This is a genomic window from Salipiger aestuarii (genome assembly GCF_003259905.1).
In the GTDB taxonomy this organism is placed as follows: Bacteria; Pseudomonadota; Alphaproteobacteria; order Rhodobacterales; family Rhodobacteraceae; genus Salipiger; species Salipiger aestuarii.
Window position 1 is genome coordinate 13995 of sequence record NZ_QLMG01000044.1, and the last position, 21981, is coordinate 35975.

The 21981-nt window shown below is 65.2% G+C and carries 15 protein-coding genes and 3 pseudogenes; 10 read left to right on the plus strand and 8 right to left on the minus strand.

Annotation, left to right across the window (positions count from 1 at the left end):
- Nucleotides 1-50: 50 nt before the first annotated feature.
- The 3 genes from ATI53_RS18070 to ATI53_RS18080 form a co-directional block, all read right to left on the minus strand.
- The gene (locus ATI53_RS18070) at nt 51-1298 is read right to left on the minus strand and encodes a transporter substrate-binding protein (protein ID WP_111551035.1); all 1248 of its coding nucleotides are present in this window, start codon (nt 1296-1298) and stop codon (nt 51-53) included.
- 335 nt (nt 1299-1633) lie between these two features.
- A complete protein-coding gene (locus tag ATI53_RS18075) occupies nt 1634-2242 on the minus strand; it encodes an ANTAR domain-containing response regulator (RefSeq protein WP_009506085.1) in 609 nt (202 codons plus the stop codon).
- The gene (locus tag ATI53_RS18080) at nt 2242-3393 is read right to left on the minus strand and encodes a transporter substrate-binding domain-containing protein (RefSeq protein WP_034453232.1); all 1152 of its coding nucleotides are present in this window, start codon (nt 3391-3393) and stop codon (nt 2242-2244) included. The genes ATI53_RS18075 and ATI53_RS18080 overlap by 1 nt, the downstream gene beginning before the upstream one ends.
- A 168-nt stretch (nt 3394-3561) precedes the next feature.
- Here ATI53_RS18080 and ATI53_RS18085 point away from each other — a divergent pair.
- Nucleotides 3562-3961, plus strand: a pseudogene (locus tag ATI53_RS18085) (transposase); the annotation flags it as partial.
- A 161-nt stretch (nt 3962-4122) separates the two neighbouring features.
- Nucleotides 4123-4645: pseudogene (locus ATI53_RS24600) on the plus strand (IS30 family transposase); the annotation flags it as partial.
- Between the two features lie 86 nt (nt 4646-4731).
- Here ATI53_RS24600 and ATI53_RS18095 read toward each other — a convergent pair.
- From ATI53_RS18095 to ATI53_RS18105, 3 genes are read right to left on the minus strand one after another with little or no spacing between them, the layout of a single operon-like run.
- Complete coding sequence (locus ATI53_RS18095; protein WP_111551036.1) at nt 4732-6990, minus strand: xanthine dehydrogenase family protein molybdopterin-binding subunit; 2259 nt, start codon at nt 6988-6990, stop codon at nt 4732-4734.
- On the minus strand, nt 6983-8041 hold the full coding sequence (locus ATI53_RS18100; protein WP_009504306.1) for an FAD binding domain-containing protein: 1059 nt from the start codon (nt 8039-8041) through the stop codon (nt 6983-6985). The genes ATI53_RS18095 and ATI53_RS18100 overlap by 8 nt, the downstream gene beginning before the upstream one ends.
- On the minus strand, nt 8038-8532 hold the full coding sequence (locus tag ATI53_RS18105; RefSeq protein ID WP_009504307.1) for a (2Fe-2S)-binding protein: 495 nt from the start codon (nt 8530-8532) through the stop codon (nt 8038-8040). Before ATI53_RS18105 ends, ATI53_RS18100 begins: the two co-directional genes overlap by 4 nt.
- Before the next feature lie 156 nt (nt 8533-8688).
- Between ATI53_RS18105 and ATI53_RS18110 the strand changes: the two genes are divergently transcribed.
- Complete coding sequence (locus tag ATI53_RS18110; protein ID WP_009504308.1) at nt 8689-9285, plus strand: TetR/AcrR family transcriptional regulator; 597 nt, start codon at nt 8689-8691, stop codon at nt 9283-9285.
- Between the two features lie 52 nt (nt 9286-9337).
- On the opposite strand, the gene ATI53_RS18115 is transcribed toward ATI53_RS18110, so the two are convergent.
- Nucleotides 9338-10582, minus strand: a complete 1245-nt coding sequence (locus ATI53_RS18115) for an NAD(P)/FAD-dependent oxidoreductase (RefSeq protein WP_111551037.1) — start codon at nt 10580-10582, stop codon at nt 9338-9340.
- Between the two features lie 966 nt (nt 10583-11548).
- Here ATI53_RS18115 and ATI53_RS18120 point away from each other — a divergent pair.
- The 7 genes from ATI53_RS18120 (at nt 11549) to ATI53_RS18150 (ending at nt 21764) form a co-directional block, all read left to right on the plus strand.
- Nucleotides 11549-14893, plus strand: coding sequence for an ExeM/NucH family extracellular endonuclease (locus tag ATI53_RS18120; protein WP_111551038.1), 3345 nt, complete (start codon nt 11549-11551; stop codon nt 14891-14893).
- A gap of 77 nt (nt 14894-14970) precedes the next feature.
- Complete coding sequence (locus tag ATI53_RS18125; RefSeq protein WP_111551039.1) at nt 14971-15537, plus strand: hypothetical protein; 567 nt, start codon at nt 14971-14973, stop codon at nt 15535-15537.
- Nucleotides 15538-16199: 662 nt separating this feature from the next.
- A complete protein-coding gene (locus ATI53_RS18130) occupies nt 16200-16700 on the plus strand; it encodes a 2Fe-2S iron-sulfur cluster-binding protein (RefSeq protein WP_083840603.1) in 501 nt (166 codons plus the stop codon).
- Nucleotides 16697-17725, plus strand: a complete 1029-nt coding sequence (locus ATI53_RS18135) for an FAD binding domain-containing protein (RefSeq protein ID WP_111551040.1) — start codon at nt 16697-16699, stop codon at nt 17723-17725. Before ATI53_RS18130 ends, ATI53_RS18135 begins: the two co-directional genes overlap by 4 nt.
- Nucleotides 17722-19914, plus strand: a complete 2193-nt coding sequence (locus ATI53_RS18140) for a xanthine dehydrogenase family protein molybdopterin-binding subunit (protein ID WP_009504315.1) — start codon at nt 17722-17724, stop codon at nt 19912-19914. Before ATI53_RS18135 ends, ATI53_RS18140 begins: the two co-directional genes overlap by 4 nt.
- A gap of 156 nt (nt 19915-20070) precedes the next feature.
- A complete protein-coding gene (locus ATI53_RS18145) occupies nt 20071-20814 on the plus strand; it encodes a phosphatase PAP2 family protein (RefSeq protein ID WP_009504316.1) in 744 nt (247 codons plus the stop codon).
- Between the two features lie 47 nt (nt 20815-20861).
- Nucleotides 20862-21764 carry an AEC family transporter gene (locus tag ATI53_RS18150; protein ID WP_111551041.1) on the plus strand — a complete coding sequence of 301 codons (903 nt, stop codon included), beginning with the start codon at nt 20862-20864 and terminating at the stop codon, nt 21762-21764.
- Between the two features lie 114 nt (nt 21765-21878).
- Here the strand turns inward: ATI53_RS18150 and ATI53_RS18155 are convergent.
- Nucleotides 21879-21981: pseudogene (locus ATI53_RS18155) on the minus strand (IS481 family transposase); the annotation flags it as partial.

The window sequence follows — 21981 nt, forward strand, 5'->3', positions numbered from 1 at the left end:
CTTGTAGAAATGCCAGCCAGGGCGAGGGCCACAGCCCCCGCCCGCAAGGCTCAGAGCTTTGAGCTGTCAAGCCCGGCAACGGTGCAGAACATGTTCTCGGGGGTTTCGCCGTAGGCCACATAGGGCATCGGTTCGACCGGCTCGGGGTAGGCATCGATGATCGTGCCTTGCCCGTCCTCGCCCCATTGCGCGATGCGCGGCGTCAGGTGGGTGTGCAGATTCTCGGGGTCGACCGTGACCTTGCCGTTCGGAGCATCGAAGGTCTGGCCCCCGATGGCTGCGCGGATCGCATCGGGCGAGGCTTCGCCTGCCTGCTCGACCGCCTGCTTCCACAGGAAGACCTGGAAATACGAGCTTTCCATCGCGTGGTGCGTCACTGCGGACGGGTCTCCCACAAAGCTGCGGTAACGTTCGATGAACGACTTGTTTTCCGGGCTGTCGATGGCCTGGAAATAGGGGAACGAGGTGTAAGATCCCGCCGCAAATTCTGCCCCCATTGCTGCGATTTCAATTTCGGATGTGACGGTGGCGCAGATCGGGATCTCGTCGTGGCTAAGCCCCTGATTGCGGAACTCACGATAAAAAGAGATGACAGAGTCGCCCACCACATTCGACAACACCGCGTCGCAGCCCGAGGCTTTGATCTTGGAAACCATGGCACCCCATTCGGAATGGCCCAGTTCCAAATATTCATCCGCGACCCATTCGCCGCCGTTCTGCTCGATCAGGATCTTCGAGACCTTGGCCATTTCACGCGGATAGATATAGTTCGACCCGACGATGAAAATCTTCTTCTTGCCCAGCGTTTCCATCATCCAGGGAATGAAGTTCGACAGCTGCTGATTGGGAACGGCGCCAGTATAAACGACGTTCTTGGAACACTCGAAACCTTCGTAATAGGTCGGGTAAAACAACATGCTGTTGCGCTTTTCAAAGACCGGCAGCACCGCTTTGCGCGAGGCCGACGTGTAGCAGCCAAAGACTGTCGGCACGCGGTCACGGATCGCAAGCTTTGATGCCTTTTCGTTGAATGTCTTCGGGTCCGACGCACCATCTTCGACGAGGGGCTTAATGGTCATGCCGTTCACGCCACCCGCGGCGTTGATTTCTTCGATGGCCATCAGCGTGGCATCGGCCAGGGATTTCTCGACAATCGACAAACCGCCGGTCTGCGAGAACAGGACCCCGACCTCGACTTCACCAGCAGCGCCTGCGCGGCCAGCTATCAGCGAGGGGGCGGCAAGCGTGGCACCGAACGCGGCACCTGTTTTCAAGAAAGATCGACGGTTGGTCGTCATTTTAGGGTCTCCCTGTGCGCACTTGTCCAGCCCGCGCCCTCACCTGGGACGGCGGCACGCAGTTGGACCGTGCATATTATCGTTTGTGACCGATGGTTTCATGGACTCGCGGACCAGTTCAGCCCGGAGAGACGAAGGGTTTTCAGAAAGTTCGTTATCCGCTGCTGCATCCAAGCAAGGCTCAGCAAGACATCCTGGCCCAAGGTCGGCACAGGAACGGGCAGCGCGCCATTGAGCCGCCCGGAACATAAAAAAAGCCCACACTTACCAGTTACGGTAAAGATGCGAGCTTCATTGCTTCAACGAACGGGCGTCATTGGCCGTTCGTTGATTCGTTATACCGTGCCTTTGCCGCTCGACAACAGATCATTCGCCTTGATGATGGCTTCAGCCATGTCTTCGATGGAACAACGCTTGGACATTGCCTGTTTTCTAAGCGTTTCAAACGCTTCATCTTCGGAAATGCCCTGCACTTTCATCAGAATCGATTTCGCAGTGGCGATCTGTTTCTGCCCCGTCAGCTTTTTCTCCAGCTTGGCGGTTCTTGCGCGCAGCGCGTCCTGGCGTTGTTGGTTGGCGCGGGCAACGACCATGTTGGTCATGATTCCAAAACTGCGCACCGGCTTTGACGTGACCGCGACCGCGCCCAGATCGACGACCAGCTCAAGCATCGCGGGGTTTTCATAATCTACGACGCAGATCAGCGCTGGCGCTGGCTTTTCCACCTTTCGCATCATCGCCCGCACTTGCTCGTGACTGTCGAAAAAAAGGCCCGCGAAGACGATGTCAACGTTCGGCAAAAGACCCCGTTCTGGCGGCCAGACCAAATGGGTCTGGCATCCAATCCGGCCGAGTTGTTCAAGAATGGTCTGACACTCGGCATCTGGCGGATGCACCACCGCAACCCTCAGGCTGCGCAGATCCCTCAGGCGAAAATGGGCCATCAGTCCCATCCCTCTTCGACCCGTGCAAGGCTGGCCGGATCGTCGTGTTCGACCAAATAGGGTTCGGGCGGTTCGGGTTCGCTGGTCTGGCGAACGATCTCAAAGGCACCGTCTGCGCCCACAATACCGATCCGCGGCCACAGATAGGTATGATGCGTCACCGGGTCGATGCGTACGGTTCCCTGCGGGGCCTCAAACGTAAATGTGGGAAGGATTTTGAGGATCGCGGCCCGATCCGTGGTGCCCGCGCGCTTGACCGCCTCGCCATACATTTTCACCTGAAAATAGGCGGCCTCGACCTCGGCCGACACGGGTTGCTCTGCGCCAAACTTGCTTCTGTAGGCGGTGACAAAGCGTTGGTTCGCAGGGCTGCGGACGACGCTGAAATAGGGGGCGGCCTTGATGTTTCCGACGCAGGCATCGACACCTGCCGCCAGACATTCCGGTTCGCCAAAGGTAAGCGAGGCGATGGGCTGAACAGATCTGTCGAACCCGGCCGCGTCATAGGCACGGTAGAAATCCACCGCCCCCTGCCCCACGACGGTCGAGAAAACGACAACAGGGCCAGCCTTTCGGATCTTTTCGATCGCTTCGGCGATGTCCTCTTTGCTGGGTATAAGCGGGATGTAAATTTCATCTACGACCGACGCGCCGCGATTGGCAAAAAGATCGCGCATGATCCTGTTGGATTCATAAGGAAAGACGTAATTCGATCCAACAAAGAAGAACCGGGGCTCGTAGGCCTCGCACAGGAAATCCGCAAGCATTCGGGCATTCTGATTTGGTGCCGCGCCGGAATAGACGCAGCCTTCGAGATATTCAAAGCCCTCATAAACGGTCGGATAGAACAACAAGGCCCTGCGCCGGTCGATCACCGGCAGAACGGCTTTGCGTGTAGAAGACATGTAGCAGCCAAACAATGCATCGGCGCCCTGAGACAACAGTCTCTCGGCACTGTCCCGGAAACGCGACGGTACAGACATCGGATTGCTGTCAAGCACAGTGACGGGCTGCCCCAGCAAACCACCTTCGGCGTTCAACTCACTGACAGCGAGCAACGCACCTTGCCGCTGCGCCACCTCAATGACTGCAGTCTCACCAGTTTGCGAATACAATAGGCCGACGGTGACCGGCTCTTCGATAGAAGCCATCGTATTATTCTCTTCAATTCTCGCCGGGATACGTCGACCACGGCGACTTCGGTCACAGGTGAACGTTATCCTGTCAATCTGCACTTCACAAGTGTATCGACCCAGGGCTTTGTTGTGCAGAGCCGAGGGGGGTTTTATCTCGTGAATCCGGCATGGCAGCTGGTCTGCATGAGCAGGCCCATCCCGCGGACTCACAAGACCAGAAACTGGCCAGCCTACAACAACGCGCTGAAGCGCCGGGGCTCCCTTACGATCTGGTTCGATCCGGACATGGTGTGGGTGCCGCCGCCAACCGGCAAGCGAAGCCGACCGCCTCAATATAGCGATGCCGCGATCCAGACGTGCCTGACGTTGAAAGCCCTGTACGGCATGGCCCTCCGGCAGACGACCGGGTTCGTCGAGAGCCTGCTGCGGCCGATCGGCCTCGACCGGGGCCGTGCCGGACTTCAGCACGCTGAGCCAGCGCCAAAGGACTTTGGCAGTGACCACCCCCTGTCGCGGCTCAAAAGGCCCGTTGAACCTGCTGGTCGACAGCACCGGCATCAAGGCCGCGGGCGAAGGAGAATGGCGAATGGCACGCGACTTTGATCGCCAAGTCGCCGAACTCCGGGTCCGCGCCGCCGTGCTGAACGGCGACACCGCGCTCGGCATCCCTGTCACCGAGCCCGTGGGATAAGTGCATCCGGGGAAAGGGGAACACCGACCTTCACCTTCTGTGCGCAACAAGGTCCACCGGATCGGTCAATCCACCAACGCGCGGAATATGTGAAGGCCTGCGAGACATTTGGCGAACGTGAGGGTGATCTGGTGATATTTGAACGCGCTCAAGGCAAGATGACCGTGGCTCATTGGTTGAGCGCAAGATCCGCTTCGCCATCCTGTTGCGAAACGATGACCGCAGCGCGACACAGTTCATGAACAAGCTGATGGAGATGATGGAACCCTTGCCTCAATCCGCGCCCGTCCCACCACGGTTGAACGCGGCCCTGAATTCCGAGATTGGCGCGAGCTGAAGCCGGGCATTGGAACAAAAGCCTGGTACCGTGATCCGCAGGCGCCTTGGCAAAAGCGGTCCGTCGAGAACTTGAACAAGCGGGCAAGGCGTTACCATCCCAAGAGATGCACCTGTGGCCGCGTTCTATACTCGCGACATGAAGGCGATTTGCGACCGCCTGAACGGCACACCCGGAAAGCACCTCGGATGGCAACACCAGTCGAAGCCTTCAGGCAAGAACTGACGAAGCTGAGATAGCGGAAACTGGCGCAACCACCCTTGAGGTTCCACATGACGGCGACCGCGGTGGCAGCGCGCCACCCGATCGCCGTCGCGCCGTCGTCTCACCCCATCAGCGCATCGATGTGGATGGGAAACGACGATACGCGTTTGCCGGTGGCGTGCCACACCGCGTTCGCGATTGCCCCGACCGTTCCGGTGATGCCGATTTCGCCGACACCCTTGATGCCAAGGGCATTCACATAAGGGTCAGTCTCGTCCACCAGGATGGCTTCGACCGAAGGCGCATCGGCGTTGACCGGCACATGATACCCGGCCAGATCGGCGTTCATCGCCCGCCCGGTGCGCAGATCGTGCACGCCCTCTTCGTGCAGGGCAAAGCTCAGGCCCCAGATCATGCCTCCGGTCAACTGGCTTGTGGCCAGATGCGGATTGATGATGCGCCCGGCGGCAAAGGCGCCGACCATCCGCGTGACGCGAATCTGAAACAACTCGGGGTCGATCTTGACCTCGGCGAACACAGCCCCGTGCGAGAACATGGCGCGCCTTTCCTCGTTGGCAGGATCGCGGGCGCCGCTGCCGGTGCCGGTCAACTCGGTCAGACCGGCGCGGACCATGATGTCGCTGTAGCTGTCGCTGCGGCTGTCATCGTCGCTGCGATAGAGCCGCCCGTCGCGCGCCGTGACCCCGGTGTTGCCGGTGCCGAACAGCGGCGAGTCCGGATCGGCTGCGGCGATTTCGGCCAGCTGCCGGATCGCGTCGCCCCCGGCCGCATGCAGTGCCCCCCCGGCAGAGGCCGTATGGGCGGAACCGCCCGCAACGCCCCCGTCCGGCTGATCCGAACTGCCCGAGTGAAAAACCACCTTGTCGATCGGCAGGCCGACCCCGTCGGCGGCGATCTGCGCCAGCGCGGTCCACGCGCCCTGCCCCATGTCGGCGCCGGCGGTTTCGACCACCGCCGTGCCGTCGGCGCGCAGAACCGCGCGCGCCCGGGCGGGGAACATCGGCGCGGGGAACAGGCAGGTGCCCATGCCCCAGCCGACCAGCAGCCCGTCCTCGTCGCGCATCTGTCCCGGCGCCAGCGGACGGTCGGCCCAGCCGAACCGCGCCGCCGCCTGCGCATAGCAGTCGCGCAGGGCCTTGGCGGAAAACCGTTTTCCGCTGGCCGGATCGGTTTCCGCATAGTTGCGCAGGCGAAATTCCAGCGGGTCCAGCCCCAGCGCCTCTGCCGCTTCGTCCATCGCGCATTCCAGCGCGGCAGAGCCGGATGCCTCGCCGGGCGCGCGCATCGAACCCGGCGTCCCGGTGTCGATGCGCACGCCCGTGTGCCGGGTCCGAATCGAGGGGCTGGCGTACAGGTTGTGCGACGCATTGGCCGCAGGTTCGATGAAATCATCGAAGCTGCTGGTCGAGGCCGTGGCGTGGTGATCCAGAGCGGTCAGCCGCCCCGTGGCCTCCATGCCCAGCCTGACGACCTGTTGCGTGGCGCCGCGATGCTGCACCGGGCCGAACATCTGATCGCGCCGCAGCACCAGCTTGACCGGGCGCTGAACCATCCTGGCCGCCAGGATCGCCAGCAGTTGCGGGCCGACGATGATGGCCTTGGACCCGAACCCGCCGCCCAGATAGGGGCTGCGCAGGGTGACGTTTTCCGCCGGAATATCGAAATATTGCGCAAATGCGTTGCGCGACATCACGATGGCCTGGTTCGGGGTGTCCAGCGTCAGGCGGTCTTCGGTCCATTCGGCAACGATGGCGTGGGGTTCCATGGCGTTGTGATATTGCAGCGGCGTGGTGATCCGGGTTTCGGTCACCTGCGCGGCGGCGCTCAGTCCGGCGGCAAGATCGCCCTTGGCAAAGTCCGCCTCGGCGCCAATGCCGACGGCGGGCGGGTCGTAGCGCGTGCCCTGGTCGAACCCGATCCGGGCCGGGTCGCTGGCGTAAAGGGGCGCCAGCAGACGGGCGCCTTCGGTCGCGGCCTCAAGCGTGTCTGCGATGACCACGGCGATCGGCTGCCCGGCGTAGCGCACGGTGTCGTCCTGCAACGCCTCGGTGCGCCAGGCGAAGGCGTGAAATTTCTCGTCCGGGTTCACATGCAAGGGGGGGCGATTGTCCGGCGTCATGATCTCGATCACGCCGGGATGGGCGCGGGCGGCGGCAACATCCAGAAACGTAACCCGCCCGCGCGCGATCGACGCGCCGGCAAAGACCGCGTGCACCAGCCCCTCGGGGCGGTTGTCGGCGGCATAGGTCGCGGTGCCGGTAACCTTGGCCGCGCCGTCGCGGCGGGTCATCGGTTGACCAGAGTTTGAGCCAAGGCGCACATGATGGCCGGAAGCGGCGGGGTTCATCGGGTCAGGCATGAGAGGCGGTTCCTGTGACAGGCGCAAAGACAGAGGCAGGAAGCGCGGGCATCCGCGCCGGGGTTCCCGCGGCGGCAAGAGTCAGCGCGCGGGTGGTGATGCGCCGCGCAAGCGCGATCTTGAACCCGTTGTCCCCCGACGCAGCCGCCCCCTTCACCATAAGGTCGGCGGCGGTTTCAAAGATGTCGGTGCCGGGCGTCGCACCGATCAGCGCCGCCTCGGCGGCACTGGAGCGCCAGGGCCGCGCCGCAACGCCCCCCAGCGCGACGCGCGCGGCGGCGATGCGGTCATCCTCGATCCGCAGCATGGCCGCCGCCGACACCAGCGCAAAGGCAAAGGACGTGCGTTCGCGCAGTTTGACATAGCGGGCATTGGCGGCAAAACCCGCGGCTTCGGGCGGAAGGCGCAGGGCTGTGATCAGCTCGCCCGGGGCAAGCGTCACACCCCCCGGCGTCGTGGCATCGGGCAAGGCGTAGAAATCGGCCAGCGGCATGTCACGCGGCCCATCCGGGCCGGCGATTTCCACCACCGCATCCAGCGCCACCAGCGGCACGGCGAAATCCGACGGGTGGGTGGCGATGCAGGCATCGCTCCAGCCCAGCACCGCATGGCCGCGCGTCTCGCCGCCGATGGCATCGCAACCCGCCCCGGCGTTGCGCCGGTTGCAGGCGCTGTGGGGGTCCTGGAAATAGGCGCAGCGCGTGTGCTGCATCAGGTTGCCCGCCAGCGTTGCCGCGTTGCGCACCTGCGCCGAAGCGCCCGACAGCAACGCCTCGGCCACCGCCGGACAGGCAGCGGCAAAGCCCGGATCGCGGGCCAGATCGGCGTTGCGCACCAGCGCGCCGATGCGGATCGCGCCATCGTCCAGCCGCTCGATGCGGTCCAGCCCTGGCAGGCGCGAGATATCGACCACCTGACCGGGATGCGCCACGCCGATCTTCATCAGATCCAGCAGCGCCGTGCCCCCGGCCAGATAGGACGCGCCGGGCCGGGCACCGGCCGCGATCGCTTCGGGCAGGGTGGCGGGGCGGATGTAATCGAACAGGTTCATCCGTTTGTCCTTTCTGAATCCGCAAGGCGCGCTTGCGCGTCCAGCACGGCGGCGGTGATGCCGGGATAGGCGGCGCAGCGGCAGATGTTGCCGCTCATGCCTTCGCGGATGCGCTCGGGGTCGGTGCCCGCATCGCCTTCGGCGATCAGCCCCACCGCGCTCATGATCTGGCCGGGGGTGCAGTAGCCGCATTGAAACCCGTCGCACGCGACAAAGGCGGATTGCACCGGGTGCAGGTCGTCGCCGGTGGCAAGGCCTTCGATGGTGGTGATGTCGGCGCCGTCAACGGTCAGGGCAAGCGACAGGCAGGCATTGACCCGCCGTCCATCGACCAGCACGGTGCAGGCGCCACATTGGCCACGGTCGCAGCCTTTCTTGGTGCCGGTCAGACCGATCCGGTCGCGCAGCACATCAAGCAAGGTGGGACGCGCATCTTGCAGCGAAACGTCATGGCGGTCGCCATTTACGACAAGGGTGATAGAAAGGGTCATGGGCCCTCCGGTTTTGGGTGTTCGGTGCGTCAGATGGGATGAGGTCTGCGACAAACGGGCCGGTCGGTGCGCAGTCTGCGTGACCCGGAGCGGCCCTGAAATGCAGTCATACGGAGGATGCCTCCGTTTATCAAGAAAAAAGGACTCTGCCGCCGCATGGGCACCGAACCGCCAAAACCCCGCCGCCGCCCGCGCGCGGACTCGCTGCGCAATCGCGAGCTGTTGCTGGACGCCGCCCGCGCCGTGTTTTCCGCCGGCGGCCCCGATGCCAGCCTGGAGGCGGTGGCGCGCAAGGCGGGCGTGGGCATCGGCACGGTCTACCGACATTTTCCCACGCGCGAAGCGCTGTTTCAGGCGGTCTACAAGCGCGAGGTCGACGAAATGGAGACCCTGGCCAGAACGCTTTCCAACGACCCCGATCCGGTGCTTGCCTTGCGCAAATGGATGCACGCCAGCATCGGCATGGTCGCCACAAAGCGCGGCATGCTGGCGGCGCTTTCGCCGGTTCTGGACAGTTCAAGCGAGTTTTTCGCGGGCACCACTGCCAGCCTGATGCGGGCGATCTCGGGGTTGATGGAGTCGGGCATCGCCGCGGGCCGCCTGCGCGACGACATCACCCCGGACGAGCTGATGCGCGCCTTCCTTGGCATCTGCTACATGCGCGAACAGCCGGGATGGCAGGAAACGGTGGTGCGCGTGCTTGACGTGTTCATCGACGGGCTGGCCAATGTCGAGCCTGCGCCCGAACGCTGACACGGCCCAAGGTATTCCGGACTCACATCTCGCCCGCCCGCGCGGGCGCCGCCTAGCGGATCGTGCCGGATCGCCCCGCCGGAGCCAACGCCTTCAGCAGGTCGGATCGGTGCCCCGCCATCGCATCCGCCAGCAGCGCGCCGGTGGTCGGCCCCAGGGTAAACCCCTGATGACCATGGCCGAAATTCAGCCACAACCGGTCGTGCCGGGGCGCCTTGCCGACCAGGGGCAACATGTCCGGCAAACAGGGCCGATGCCCGACCCAGGGCTGATCCTCGACCGGATCGCCAAGCGCGATCTCCCTGCGCATCGCGCGTTCGCCGAAAGTCAGCTGCGCACGGTCCACAGGGGCGTTGCGATTCACCAGCGCCGCCCCCGTGGCCATGCGCAGCCCCCCTGTCATCGGGGCCAGGACGATGCCGTTTTCCGCATCGACGCAGGGCCGCCGCAAGGGCGCGGCGCCGCTGAAATGCTGGTGATAGCCGCGCTTCCAGACCATTTTGACCTTGTAGCCCAGTGGCGCAAGCAGCTGCGGCGACCACGGGCCAAGGCAGACCACCACGTCCTGGGCCCACACCCGCCCCGCGTCGCTGTGCACCGTCCAGCCCGCGCCCGCCGCGACAAGGCTGGAGGCGTCGCCGACGACAACCCGTCCCCCCCGTGCCGCGACCAGATCCGCATAGCTTTTGGTCAGCGCCCCCGGATTGGCACAGGTCCAGCTGTCGGTCCAGTGGATCGCCCCCGCATAGCGGGAGCGAAACGATGGCTCTTCGCGCGCGAAAGCATCGCCGTCAAGCGCGCGAAAGGGCACGGCGAACGCCGTTTCCATGCGCCGGGCATAGTTTGCCTGCGCGTCCAACGCCCTCGCGTTTCGGCAGATTTCAAAGAACCCGGCGCGACGGATCAGGTTTCCCTGCCCGGCCGCGTCGATCAGCGGGCCGTGGTCATCGACCGACCGGCGTGTCAGTTGCGCATAGCTTCGTGACAGCGCCGCATGCCGGCCGGGGGCCGAGTTGGCCCAATAGCCCAGCAGCGGCCCCGCCATGCGCAACACCGCCGCGGGCGACAGGCGGACCTGGTTGCTGCGCCCGGTCAGGAACCGCAGCAAGGTCTTGGGATCGCGGGGAAAGGCATAGGGTTCCGCCGCCTCGGACTGGATGATCCCGGCGTTGCCATAGCTGGTCTCCTCGCCCGGCGGCTTGCGGTCGATCAGCGTGACCGCATGGCCGCGCGCTTGCAGCGCAAGCGCCGTTCCCACGCCGACCATTCCGGCACCAAGCACGATGATCTCTGACATTGCGGGTCCTTTCCTGACACGCCTGGCGGTGGTTCGGCCCGCCGCGATGGCGGTGAGGTCCAGTTTTGCGTCGATCCCCGGCACGCCACCGGGCCATGACGATCGGGCGGCACCGGATCAAGGGTCTGGCGCCAGTTCCATGACGCAGCGCGGGCGCCAGTTCCATGGTCATGAACCCGAACACCCCCCGATCATGTTGGCAAGGGCAGGATGCTGAAAAGAGGCGCGTCCGTGCCGGTATGGCCGCTCTGTCGGGGTCCATCGCCAATCCCCGCGCCTCTCGCCTGGGTCCATCCGGCGGGTGGGGACGATCACCCCGGTTCCGGGAAGGAAATCCCGTTTGGGCGCGCCGGGCTGATGACAGGTCGCCGCCGCAAAGTCATTGATCCGCGGCGCAAATTCGCGCCCGGAAAAGCCGCTGACCGTCGACGCCCAAATCGGGCGTGACGAAGCCCGCATCGGCTGCCACTGCGGGGATGTTCGCCCGGCTGGCGCAGATCGGACTGGGTACAGGTCCACGACGGCGTGACCTTCGCGCTGGAACTTTGGTTCGGCGTGCTGCGGTCCGCGCAAGGTACGCCATGCAGCATGCGCGGCGGCGGACGCTGACCTAGGGCAGCTCTGCCGCCTGGCGTTTCACCCGGACAGAGGTGATCGGCGACCCGCAGCGCCATTCGTTGGAATTGATCGACGTAGGCGCCATCGGCATGGGCATTCCCAACAGCCCACCGGATCGAACCCGTGCACAACCACCAGAAATTCGACCGGCTCAACGCTTTGCTGACCAACCGTGACGAACAGCCGGGGGTTCGTCGGCCGCAGGACCGGCCCGTTGCCTGCCTCAAACGGATGCTTTTGACCAGTTGACGCAAGGTGTCACAGTGCTGATCCGGGTCCGTTCATAATTTGTTAACTTTGGTCGCTAGCCTCGGTCCGGTAACGCCTGTCCAAGCCCGGAGAACCTCTATGTCCAATCTCGTGATGACGGGGGTCGTCGATGGTCCCCTGCCCGGTGGCCTGCCCAAAGCCATCGAGCTGTTCGTGCTGAACGACATCGGCGATCTGGCCGACTATGCCATCGGCACCGCCAACAACGGCGGCGCAAGCGACGGGCCGGAATTCACCCTTTCAGGATCGGCAGCGGCCGGCGAATTCATTTATGTCGCCTTTGCCAACAGCAGCGGGTCGGGGTTCAGCGACTATTTCGGCTTTGACCCCGATTTCGAAACCAGCGTGCTGAACATCAACGGCGATGACGTGATCGAACTGTTCCAGCTTGGCGAAAAGGTTGATGCCTTTGGCGAGATCGGCGTCGACGGCACCGGCACCGCCTGGGATCATCTGGATGGATGGGCCTACAGGGGTGCCCAGGCGGGGCCAAGCGCCACCTTCAACGCCGCCGACTGGATCTATTCGGGCACCAACGCCATAGATGGTGAAACCACGAACGCCACCGCCGTCACGCCGTTTCCGGTGGGCAGCTACACCGCCGCCGACCCGCAGCCGCTGGTGATAAACGAGGTGCTCGGCTCGACCACCGGCGCGGATTCCGAATATATCGAACTGGTCGGCGAACCGGGCCAGTCGCTGGCCGGGCTTAGCCTCGTCGTGGTCGAAGGCGATTCCGGCGCCACCCCTGGCACCATCGACGGCCAGTTCGATTTCGCCGACGATGCGGTGATCGGCGACAACGGTTTTTACCTTGTCGCCAACACGCAGGCGGGCGCGGTCTATGGCCTGACGCCGAACGCCATGCTGCCCACCGATTTCATCGAAAACAGCTCGTATACCATCGCGCTGGTGGAAACGGCGTCGATCGCGGGGCCTGCGGTCTCCGGCAGCGAAACCGTGCTTGATGCGGTGGGCGTGACCGATGGCGGCGCCGGCGACGCCTTCTATTTCGATGCGCCGGTCGTCGGCCCGGATGGCAGCTTTCTGCCCGCCGGCGTGGGACGTGTCAGCGATGGCGTCGACACCGACTCCGCCTCGGACTGGTCCATCCTCAGCTTTTCCAACGATCCTTCGGTCAACACGCCGACCGCGGGCACCAGCGGCACCGGCGGCGGCACAGAATATGCCGATGTGATGATTCACGAGGTGCAGGGATCGACCGACCTTGCCGACGGGACGCTTGTCGGCACCGCGGGGGCGGCCGATGTCAGCGCCATGGCGGGCCAGGAAGTGCGCGTGCAGGCCATCGTCACGCAGGTGATGGCGGGGCTTGGCGGCTATTACATTCAGGAAGAAGACGCCGATGCGGATGCCGATGCCTCTTCGTCCGAAGGCATCTTTGTCGCGGGCGACACTGCGGGACTCACCGTGGGTGACATGGTTACCGTCGCCGGCACCGTGTCGGAAAACGGCGGCGAAACCCGCATCGCCGCCCACAGCGTGACGGTGGATTCGTCAGGCAACGCGCTGCCCACCGCCACCGTCGTCACCTTTCCCACCGCCACCGTCCTGGTCGATGCCGATGGCGATTACGTCGCCAACCTCGAAGCTTACGAAGGCATGCTGGTCACCGTTCCCCAGGACATGGCCGTGACCGAGATGTTCCAGCTGGATCGTTTCGGCACCCTGCGCCTGTCCTCGGACGGGCAGTTGGAACAGTTCACCCAGTCCAACGCCCCCAGCGTTGCGGGCTACACGCAGGCGCTGATGGACAACGCCGCCCGCTCGCTGGTGCTCGACGATGGCAGCGCGGCGCAGAACCCGACCGAGATCAAGGTGCCGTTCCTTGGCACCGATGGCGTGCTCGACGGCGGCGATGTCATCCGCATGGGCGACACCTACAGCGGCCTGACCGGCGTGCTGAGCTATTCCGAAGACAGCGCGTCGTCATCCGAAGAACCCGAATACCGCATCAACCTGCCCACCGCCGGCACGCTGAGCGCCGCCAATCCGCGCGACGCCGAACCCGATGACGTGGGCGGCAGCCTGACGGTCACCTCGTTCAACGTGCTGAACTATTTCACCACGCTTGACGCAGGCGGCAACAGCACCGGCCCGGATGGGTCCCAGGGCCCGCGCGGCGCCAACAGCACCGCCGAATTCGACCGGCAAGAGGCCAAGCTGGTCGCGGCGATCAACACCGTCGCCGCCGATGTGGTCGGCCTGCTGGAAATCGAAAACGATCCGCTTGGCTCCACCTCGATGATGGCGCTGGTGTCGGCGCTGAACGCGGCGGGCGGCACCTATGCCTATGTCGATACCGGCGTGGTCGAAGGCGCCATGGGCGGCGTGGTCGAAGGCGACGCCATCAAGGTCGGCTTTCTTTACAACTATGAAACCGTGTCGCTGATCGGCGATTTCGCCATTCTGGACGAAACCGTCGACAGCCGTTTCCAGACGGTCGGCACGCAGCGCGCCTCGGTCGCGCAGACCTTTGCCGAAATCTCATCGGGCGAAAGCTTTACCGCGGTGGTCAACCATCTCAAGTCCAAGGGATCGGTGGTGGATGGCGATACCGACATGGGCGACGGGCAAGGCAATAACGCCAACATCCGCGCCGATGCGGCCGCCGCGCTGGTCGACTGGCTGGCCTCGGACCCGACCGGCAGCGGCGACACCGATGCGCTGATCCTGGGCGATCTGAACGCCTATGCGATGGAAGACGCGATCACCGCGATCCGGGCGGGCGCCGATGGCGTCCACGGTACCGCCGACGATTTCACCGACCTTGGCGAAGCCTACGATCCGGGCGGCTACAGCTATGTGTTCGACGGGCAGACCGGCACGCTGGACTATGCGCTGGCCAACGACAGCCTTGCCGGTCAGGTCACCGGAGCGACCCGCTGGAACATCAACGCCGACGAGGCGGATGTCTTTGACTACAATCTCGATTACGGGCGCGACCCGTCGCTCTACAGCGACGATCCTTACCGCTCGTCCGATCATGACCCGGTGCTGATCGGGCTGGATCTGGGCGCCGGAGACGCGCCGGTCGAGTATCTCGTCGGAACCTCGGAACGCGACACACTGGCTGGCACCGATGCCAACGAGGTGCTGGTGTCCGGTGCGGGCAACTTCGACGCGATGACCGGCGGCGGCGGGGCGGATGTGTTCTATTTCGGCGTCGAAACCCATGACGGGGTGCGCGCCCGCGACACGATCACCGATTACGAGGTCGGCGTGGATTCCATCGGCCTTGCCACCGGGGTCGCGGTCGCACGGGTGGTGCAGTCGGGCGCAACCGTCGTGGCGTATTTCGACGACCGCGCCGGCGCGACCGACGCGGTATACATCCGCGGCGACGGCATCACCGACAGCAACATTACCTTTATCGACGACTATGCGCTGGCATTCGTCTGATCCGACGGCGGGGCTGTCCTGCCCCCCGCATGGAACCGGACCCTGCCGCCAGCGCCCCCAACACAGGACATCATCCTATGACCAGGTTTGTGACCACCGCCGCGCTTACCGCCGCGACCTTTGCCGCCACCGCGCTTCCCGCGGCCACCGTCACCTTCGATCTGTTCGGATCGGCGGATTATTTCGAATTCGGAGGAGACTCGGATCTGGTCGCTTTCGACCAGGGCGCCGTGTCGTTCGACTACGTCTCTGCCGGGGCGCTGACGGCGGATTTCTCGCTGGGCTACGCCGCCGCCGACGCGACGCCCTATTTTGGCAGTTTCACGCTGTACGACGAGGGCAGGACCATCGCTGAAAGCTATGATTTGCTGTCGCTGGGCCAATCCTTCGGGGTGGTCACCGCCGACTTCGGCGGACTGACCGCCCTTGGCGATCCCGCATTCGGGACCGGCCTCAGCTTTACCTTTGCGTTTGATGATTTCAGCCTTGGCGACACACCGCTGAGCGCGCTTACAGACGGCAACAGCTATGCTTATTCGGGGTACGCGGTCAGTGAGCCGGCCTCGACCGTACCGCTTCCGGCGGGCGTTGCGCTGTTGCTGACCGGCCTTGGCGCGCTTGGTCTGCGCCGCAAGCGCGGCTAGCGCCGCACGGTTTTGAAGGGCTGCGTCAAGGGGGTCTGGCCCCTTGCCAGCCAGTGTCACCGCGCATTCAAACCGTTGCCCCCCGCGGGGGGCTGCGATGCATTTGCGACAGGAACGACTTTGCCCGCAATGTCCGAGTAAATTAGTCAACTATTTGATTTGATTGCATATTCTCTTGACCCACGGCGGCGAATCCCATAGGCAGGGGACGATAGCGACGCATCCATCAACCCAGCACGGCAGCCCGACGCAGCCCCCTTACAGGCAGCAACGTAGCCACCCAGCCAGGCAGACAGATAGCGCAGCCACGGATGGGCGGACCTTCGGGCCCGCCTTTTTCCGTTTCCGCCCGCCGTCTCGGCGCGGGTACGGCGGGGGTGAACGCCCATGCCCCCGGAACCGACCGTGGCGTCCCGTCCCCTCCGCTGGAGCGCGCCGGACAGGCGGTGCCGGTCCGGCTTGCCGCCGCGCTGGTCGCGAACGATTTTACCCGTCCCGCCGCCCTGCACAGGGCCGCCCGCCCGCGCCGCGCCGAAGAAAAATTTTGGAACCGGCAGCGCGTCGCGTGGTTTGGTCCCGACACGGTCGGCCCAGACACCGCCCGACCGCAGCTCGCCCTGGACCTGTCCAGCCTGAACGCCAGACACGAAGAAAGATTCCTCATGACGAAACTGACCGTCAACGGGCAGAGCCATACGCTTGCGCTTGACCCACGGACCACGCTTCTCGATGCCCTTCGCGACCATCTGGATCTGACCGGAACAAAGAAGGGATGCGACCACGGCCAGTGCGGTGCCTGCACCGTTCTGGTGAACGGCACGCGGGTCAATTCCTGCCTGTGCCTCGCCGCGATGCACGACGAAGACGAGATCACCACCATCGAAGGCCTGGGCAGCCCGGACTCGCTCAACGCGCTTCAGGCCGCCTTTGTCGAGAAAGACGGCTACCAGTGCGGCTATTGCACGCCGGGGCAGATCATGTCCGCCACCGCGCTGTTCGACGAGCTGAAGGCGGGCCACCCGTCCTATGTCTCACCCGATCTGGACCACGCCGAAATGACCGACGCCGAAATCGCCGAACGCATGAGCGGCAACCTGTGCCGCTGCTCGGCTTATCCGCTGATCCGCGAAGCCATCGCCATGGCCGCCGAGGTGAAATCATGAAACCGTTCGATTACCAACGCGCACACAGCCTGGCTGACGCCTCGGGCAGGATGGGCGATGCCGCTTCGATCATCGCGGGCGGCACCAACCTGCTGGACCTGATGAAGATCCAGGTGATGACTCCGTCGCGTGTCATCGACATATCGCGCCTTTCCGGCATGGACCGGATCGAGCCGCACGGCGACGGCCTGCGCATCGGCGCGCTGGTGACCAATACGACGCTTGCGACCGATGCGCGCATCCGCGCCGGCTGGCCGGTGCTCAGCCGGGCGATCCTGGCCGGGGCCTCGGCGCAGATCCGCAACAAGGCGACCACGGGCGGCAACCTGCTGCAACGCACCCGTTGCCCGTATTTCTACGACACGGCAATGGCCTGCAACAAACGCGCGCCCGGTACCGGGTGCAGCGCGCAGGGCGGATCGGGGCGGATGCTGGCGCTGTTCGGCACCTCCGACGATTGCCTGGCCGCGCACCCGTCGGACATGGCGGTCGGGTTGGCCGTTTTGGGCGCCGAGGTTGAAATCCGCGCGTCCTCGGGCGACACGCGCACCCTGCCGGTGACGCAGCTGTACACCCTGCCCGGCAACCGGCCCGACATCGAAACCGGCCTGGAAAAGGGCGACATCATCACCGCCGTGATCCTGCCCGCGCCGCGCATCGGCACCCGGCAGACCTATCGCAAGGTGCGCGACCGCGCGTCCTATGCGTTTGCGCTGGTGTCCGTCGCCGCTGTTCTGAAGATGGACGGCGATACCATCGCCGAGGCTGCGCTGGCCTTTGGCGGCGTGGCCCCGCGTCCCTGGACCGACGCCGCCGTGAACGGTCTGCTGACCGGAAAACGGCCCGAACCCGCCACGTTCGAACGGGCGGCCGCGCATCTGGTGCCCGACACCGCGCCCCACCCCGAAACCGCGTTCAAGCGCCCGCTGCTGCGCCGCACGCTGATTGCCACCCTGCGCGAGGCCAGCGGCCTTGCCGGCCAGGTCGATACCGCCCGCAACGCGCCTTCCGGAGCCCCGCAATGACCGAGATCTTTCGCATGAACGAGGCGCAGCCGCGCCTGCTGGACGAAACCCGCCAAGGGCTGGTCGGCAAGCCGCTCGACCGTCCCGAAGGCCCGAAAAAGGTATCGGGCCGCGCCCGCTATGCCGCCGAAGGCCTGCCCGAGGACGCCGCGCACGGGGTTCTGGTGCGCGCCACCATCGCGCAGGGCCGCGTCACCGGTTTCGGCCATGACGCGATCCGGGACATTCCGGGCGTGATCACGCTCATCACCGACGACCGTCTGCTGCGCAACCCGGCGCAGGGCATGGCCGGGGCCGCTCCCTGCCAGCCCGGAAGCCAGGTGTTCTATCACGGCCAGCCTATCGCGCTTGTGGTCGCCGACAGCCCCGAAACGGCGCGCGACGCCGCCCACCGCCTTCCGGTCAGCTACGACGCCGGGACCGCCATCACCGACCCCGCCACCAAATCGGCGCAACACTCCGGCGAGCCCGAAACTTCGGGCGATTTCAACGCGGCCTTTGCCGACTGCGACGTCACTGTCGATGCCACCTACACCACCGACGCGCAGGTTGCCGCCGCGATGGAACCGCACGCGGCCATCGCCGACTGGCAGGGTGACAACCTGACGCTGCGCGGCTCGCTTCAGATGCTGCGGTTCAACCGGGACGAACTGGCGGATTCGCTGGGCATCGACCCCGCGCAGGTGCGCATCCTGTCGCCCTATATCGGCGGCGGCTTCGGATCGAAGCTGGGCATCGGCCCCGAGGCCGTCGCCGCCGCCATTGCCGCCAGGGAAATCGGGCGCCCGGTGCGCGTGGTGATGTCGCGCCAGACCGTGTTCGACGCCGTGCTGCGCCGCACCGAGACCACCCAGCGCGTGCGGTTCGGCGCCACCGGCGATGGCCGGATCAGGGCGATTTCGCATGACGATCTGGTGTCCAACGCGGCGGGCGAAGAGTTTTTCGAGCCGGTCTCGCAGGCCTCGCAGTTTCTGTACGGCGCCGAGGGGCTGAGCTTTACCCAGACGGTGGCCACGATCAGCCGCACCCCCTCTGGTTCGGTGCGCGCGCCCGGCGAGGCGGTCGGCATGCTGGCATTCGAATGCGCGGTGGACGAGCTGGCCGAGGCGCTGAACCTGTGCCCGGTCGACCTGCGCCTGCGCAACATCCCCGACACCCACCCGATGACCGGCCAGGCCTATTCGGCCCATGGGCTTGCCGATTGCCTGCGCCGCGGCGCCGAGCAATTCGGCTGGGCCGAACGCGGCGCTCCGGGTGCCCGCGTCGAAGGCGACTGGCGCATCGGCATGGGCGTTTCCTCGGCCGCGCGCAAAAGCATGCTGGTGCAATCCGCCGCCCGGGTGCGCCTGCTCGGCGACCGAGCCGTGGTGGAAACCGACATGACCGACATCGGCACCGGCACCTATGCCATCCTGGGGCAGATCGCGGGCGAAATGCTTGGTCTGCCGATCAGCTCGGTCGAGGTCATTCTGGGCGATACCGACCTGCCCGGCGCATCCGGCTCCGGCGGGTCGTTCGGGGCCAATTCGGCGGGGTCCGCGACGTTTCTCGCGGCTAAAAAGATCCGCGCCACCATCGCGGACAAGCTGGGCTGCGACCCCGCAGAACTGCACCTTCAGGACGGCATCGCGCGCGGTGGCAACGTCGAACGCCCGCTTGCCGACCTGGTGGACGGCGAGATCGTGCAAGAGGCGGTTGTGGCGGCTGGCGACACCTCGAAATCGCACCTGTCATCCGGCTTTGGCGCGCATTTCGCCGAAGTTGCGGTGAACCAATGGACCGGCGAAACCCGCGTGCGCCGCATGCTGGGCGTGATGGCCATGGGCCGCATCCTGAATGAGAAAACCGCGCGCAGCCAAGCACTTGGTGGTATGATCTGGGGCATCGGAGCGGCCTTGACCGAAGCGGTGGAACACGATCCGCGCACCGGGCATATCGTCACGCGCGACCTTGCCAACTATCACGTCCCCGCCCACGCGGATGTGCCCGGCGACATGAAGGTGGTGTTTCTGGAAGAACGCGACGACATGGGCAACCCGATCCAGACCAAAGGCATCGGCGAGCTTGGGATTTCGGGCGCCGGGGCCGCAGTTCTGAACGCCATCGCCCATGCCACCGGCGCACGGGTGCGCAACTTTCCGGCGCTTCCTGACCGGGTCGTGGCCGCGATGGAGGCTGCGGGCGTCTGACCCCCCTGCCCTGCGCCAAGGTGCCCGCCCGGGCGCACATTCGCGCGCGTACCTGGGTCCGCATCTCGGGCCGTCCCTGAAAGGGGGCGGCCTTTGGCTTGCCAACCACGGCGCCTGCGCCTTTTATGCCAAAAAAGTTTCTGAAAGGCCGTTCACATGCCCTCTTTCCTGTCCGCCTTGTGGCGCCGCACCGAAGCCGCGACGCTTGTGGGCATTGTCGTAATCGCCGGTGCGCTCTGGGGGTTCGTGGCCCTCGCTGCCGAAATGGTCGAGGGCGATCTGCATGCTTTTGACGAGGCGGTGCTGATGGCGCTGCGTCAGCCCGGCGATCCGGCGATGCCCGTCGGGGGAAGCCAGGTGCAGGTGGCGATGCGCGACCTGACCGCTTTGGGGGGCGTAAGCGTGCTGACCATTCTTGTCCTTGTGGTTACTGGATACCTCCTTTTGCTGCGGCAAAGACACGCCGCCGGGCTGTTGCTGATCGCCATTCTGGGCGGTCAGGCCCTGTCGCATCTGGCGAAATCCGGATTTGACCGGCCCCGGCCCGACCTCGTTCCGCATGGGGTGGACGTGGCGACGGCGTCGTTTCCTTCGGGGCATTCCATGATGTCCGCGGTGACGTATCTGACCCTGGCGGTGATGTTGGCGCGCACCCAGCGGTTGTGGCGCCTGCGGGTGTTCTTTGTCGTGGTGGCCGCGTTGCTTGCAATGACCGTGGGCATCAGCCGGATTTATCTCGGAGTGCACTGGCCGTCCGACGTGCTGGCCGGTTGGGCGCTGGGGGCGGCCTGGGCGCTGGGGGTCTGGCTGATGGCGCGCTGGCTCGCGCGTCGCGGCCGGATCGAACCCGAAACAACCGCACCCGAGGATCCGGCGCCCGAGCGCGGTTCTGGTCTGTAGACCGAGCCGAGGCCAGGACGGCCGGACGTGACAGCACAGGAGGTCTTATGATCATTCTTACCATCTGGCCGCTTTTCGCGCTGATCTGCGCCGGGTTCGCGCTGATGCGCGGCGGTTTTCCCGGCGACGGATTCTGGCCCGCCGCCGAACGGCTGAACTATGTCGTGCTGTTTCCGGCGCTGCTGGTATCCAGTCTGGTGCGGGCGCCGCTGTCTGACCCCGCGTTGCTGCGGCTTGGAGGGGCATCGGTGGCGACGATCTGCCTTGCCGCCGCAGGGCTGGTGCTGCTCCGTCTCGCGCGCCCGCGCCCCGCCGCGCGATTTGGTCCCGAGATGCAGGGGGTGATCCGTTTCAACACCTACCTGGGGCTTGCCATCACGCTGAGCCTCGCAGGTCCCGAGGGGCTGACCCGCGCCGCCGTCTTGCTTGCAGTGGCCGTGCCTTTGGTGAACGTGCTGTCGATCATGGCGCTGTCCGAGGCGAGCGTGCTGCGCCATCCGATGCCGGTGCTGCGCAGCATGGCGCGCAACCCGCTGATTCTGGCCTGTGTTGCCGGGCTGGGGCTGAACATGTCGGGGATCGGTCTGCCGCTGGGGCTTGACCGGTTTGTCGAACTGCTTGCGCGCGGGTCGCTGCCGCTTGGTCTGCTGTGCGTGGGCGCGGCGCTGGTGCCTGCGGCGTTGCGGCGCGAGCTGGCCACGCTGGGCCTGAACGGCGGGCTACGGCTGTTGATGATGCCCGTTCTGGCGGCGGGGGTCGCCACGGGCTTTGCCTTGCCCCCGGCCGAAACGCTGGCGCTTGTCATCTTTTCCGCGATTCCCACCGCGCCGACAGCCTATGTGTTGACCCGGCAGCTGGGGGGCGACGGGGCGTTGATGGCAGGGATTGTCACATTTCAGACGTTGGTCTCGGTGGCGACGATTCCACTGGTTCTTTGGTTGTTGGGGTAGGGGTGTTGTCCCCGCGGGGACGCTGTTGGCGGTGTCCGGCCTGCCTCCGGCGGGAGTTTACCCGGCAAGATGAAGACAGGGGCGCCCCACCCCTGCCCCGGGAATCGCGAATGGCTAGGTGTTTAGTCCCAGCGAGTGATGGGTTGGATCGACAGTGAATCTTTCTGGCTCTCTTGTCCAGATTTTGCAGATGAACTCGAATGGCGTTAGGCCCTGC

Coding starts and splice junctions, on each gene's coding strand:
- ATI53_RS18070 (WP_111551035.1), bottom strand. CDS start 1,298: ATGACGACCAACCGTCGATCTTTCTTGAAAACAGGTGCCGCGTTCGGT.
- ATI53_RS18075 (WP_009506085.1), bottom strand. CDS start 2,242: ATGGCCCATTTTCGCCTGAGGGATCTGCGCAGCCTGAGGGTTGCGGTG.
- ATI53_RS18080 (WP_034453232.1), bottom strand. CDS start 3,393: ATGGCTTCTATCGAAGAGCCGGTCACCGTCGGCCTATTGTATTCGCAA.
- ATI53_RS18095 (WP_111551036.1), bottom strand. CDS start 6,990: ATGCCTGACCCGATGAACCCCGCCGCTTCCGGCCATCATGTGCGCCTT.
- ATI53_RS18100 (WP_009504306.1), bottom strand. CDS start 8,041: ATGAACCTGTTCGATTACATCCGCCCCGCCACCCTGCCCGAAGCGATC.
- ATI53_RS18105 (WP_009504307.1), bottom strand. CDS start 8,532: ATGACCCTTTCTATCACCCTTGTCGTAAATGGCGACCGCCATGACGTT.
- ATI53_RS18110 (WP_009504308.1), top strand. CDS start 8,689: ATGGGCACCGAACCGCCAAAACCCCGCCGCCGCCCGCGCGCGGACTCG.
- ATI53_RS18115 (WP_111551037.1), bottom strand. CDS start 10,582: ATGTCAGAGATCATCGTGCTTGGTGCCGGAATGGTCGGCGTGGGAACG.
- ATI53_RS18120 (WP_111551038.1), top strand. CDS start 11,549: ATGTCCAATCTCGTGATGACGGGGGTCGTCGATGGTCCCCTGCCCGGT.
- ATI53_RS18125 (WP_111551039.1), top strand. CDS start 14,971: ATGACCAGGTTTGTGACCACCGCCGCGCTTACCGCCGCGACCTTTGCC.
- ATI53_RS18130 (WP_083840603.1), top strand. CDS start 16,200: ATGACGAAACTGACCGTCAACGGGCAGAGCCATACGCTTGCGCTTGAC.
- ATI53_RS18135 (WP_111551040.1), top strand. CDS start 16,697: ATGAAACCGTTCGATTACCAACGCGCACACAGCCTGGCTGACGCCTCG.
- ATI53_RS18140 (WP_009504315.1), top strand. CDS start 17,722: ATGACCGAGATCTTTCGCATGAACGAGGCGCAGCCGCGCCTGCTGGAC.
- ATI53_RS18145 (WP_009504316.1), top strand. CDS start 20,071: ATGCCCTCTTTCCTGTCCGCCTTGTGGCGCCGCACCGAAGCCGCGACG.
- ATI53_RS18150 (WP_111551041.1), top strand. CDS start 20,862: ATGATCATTCTTACCATCTGGCCGCTTTTCGCGCTGATCTGCGCCGGG.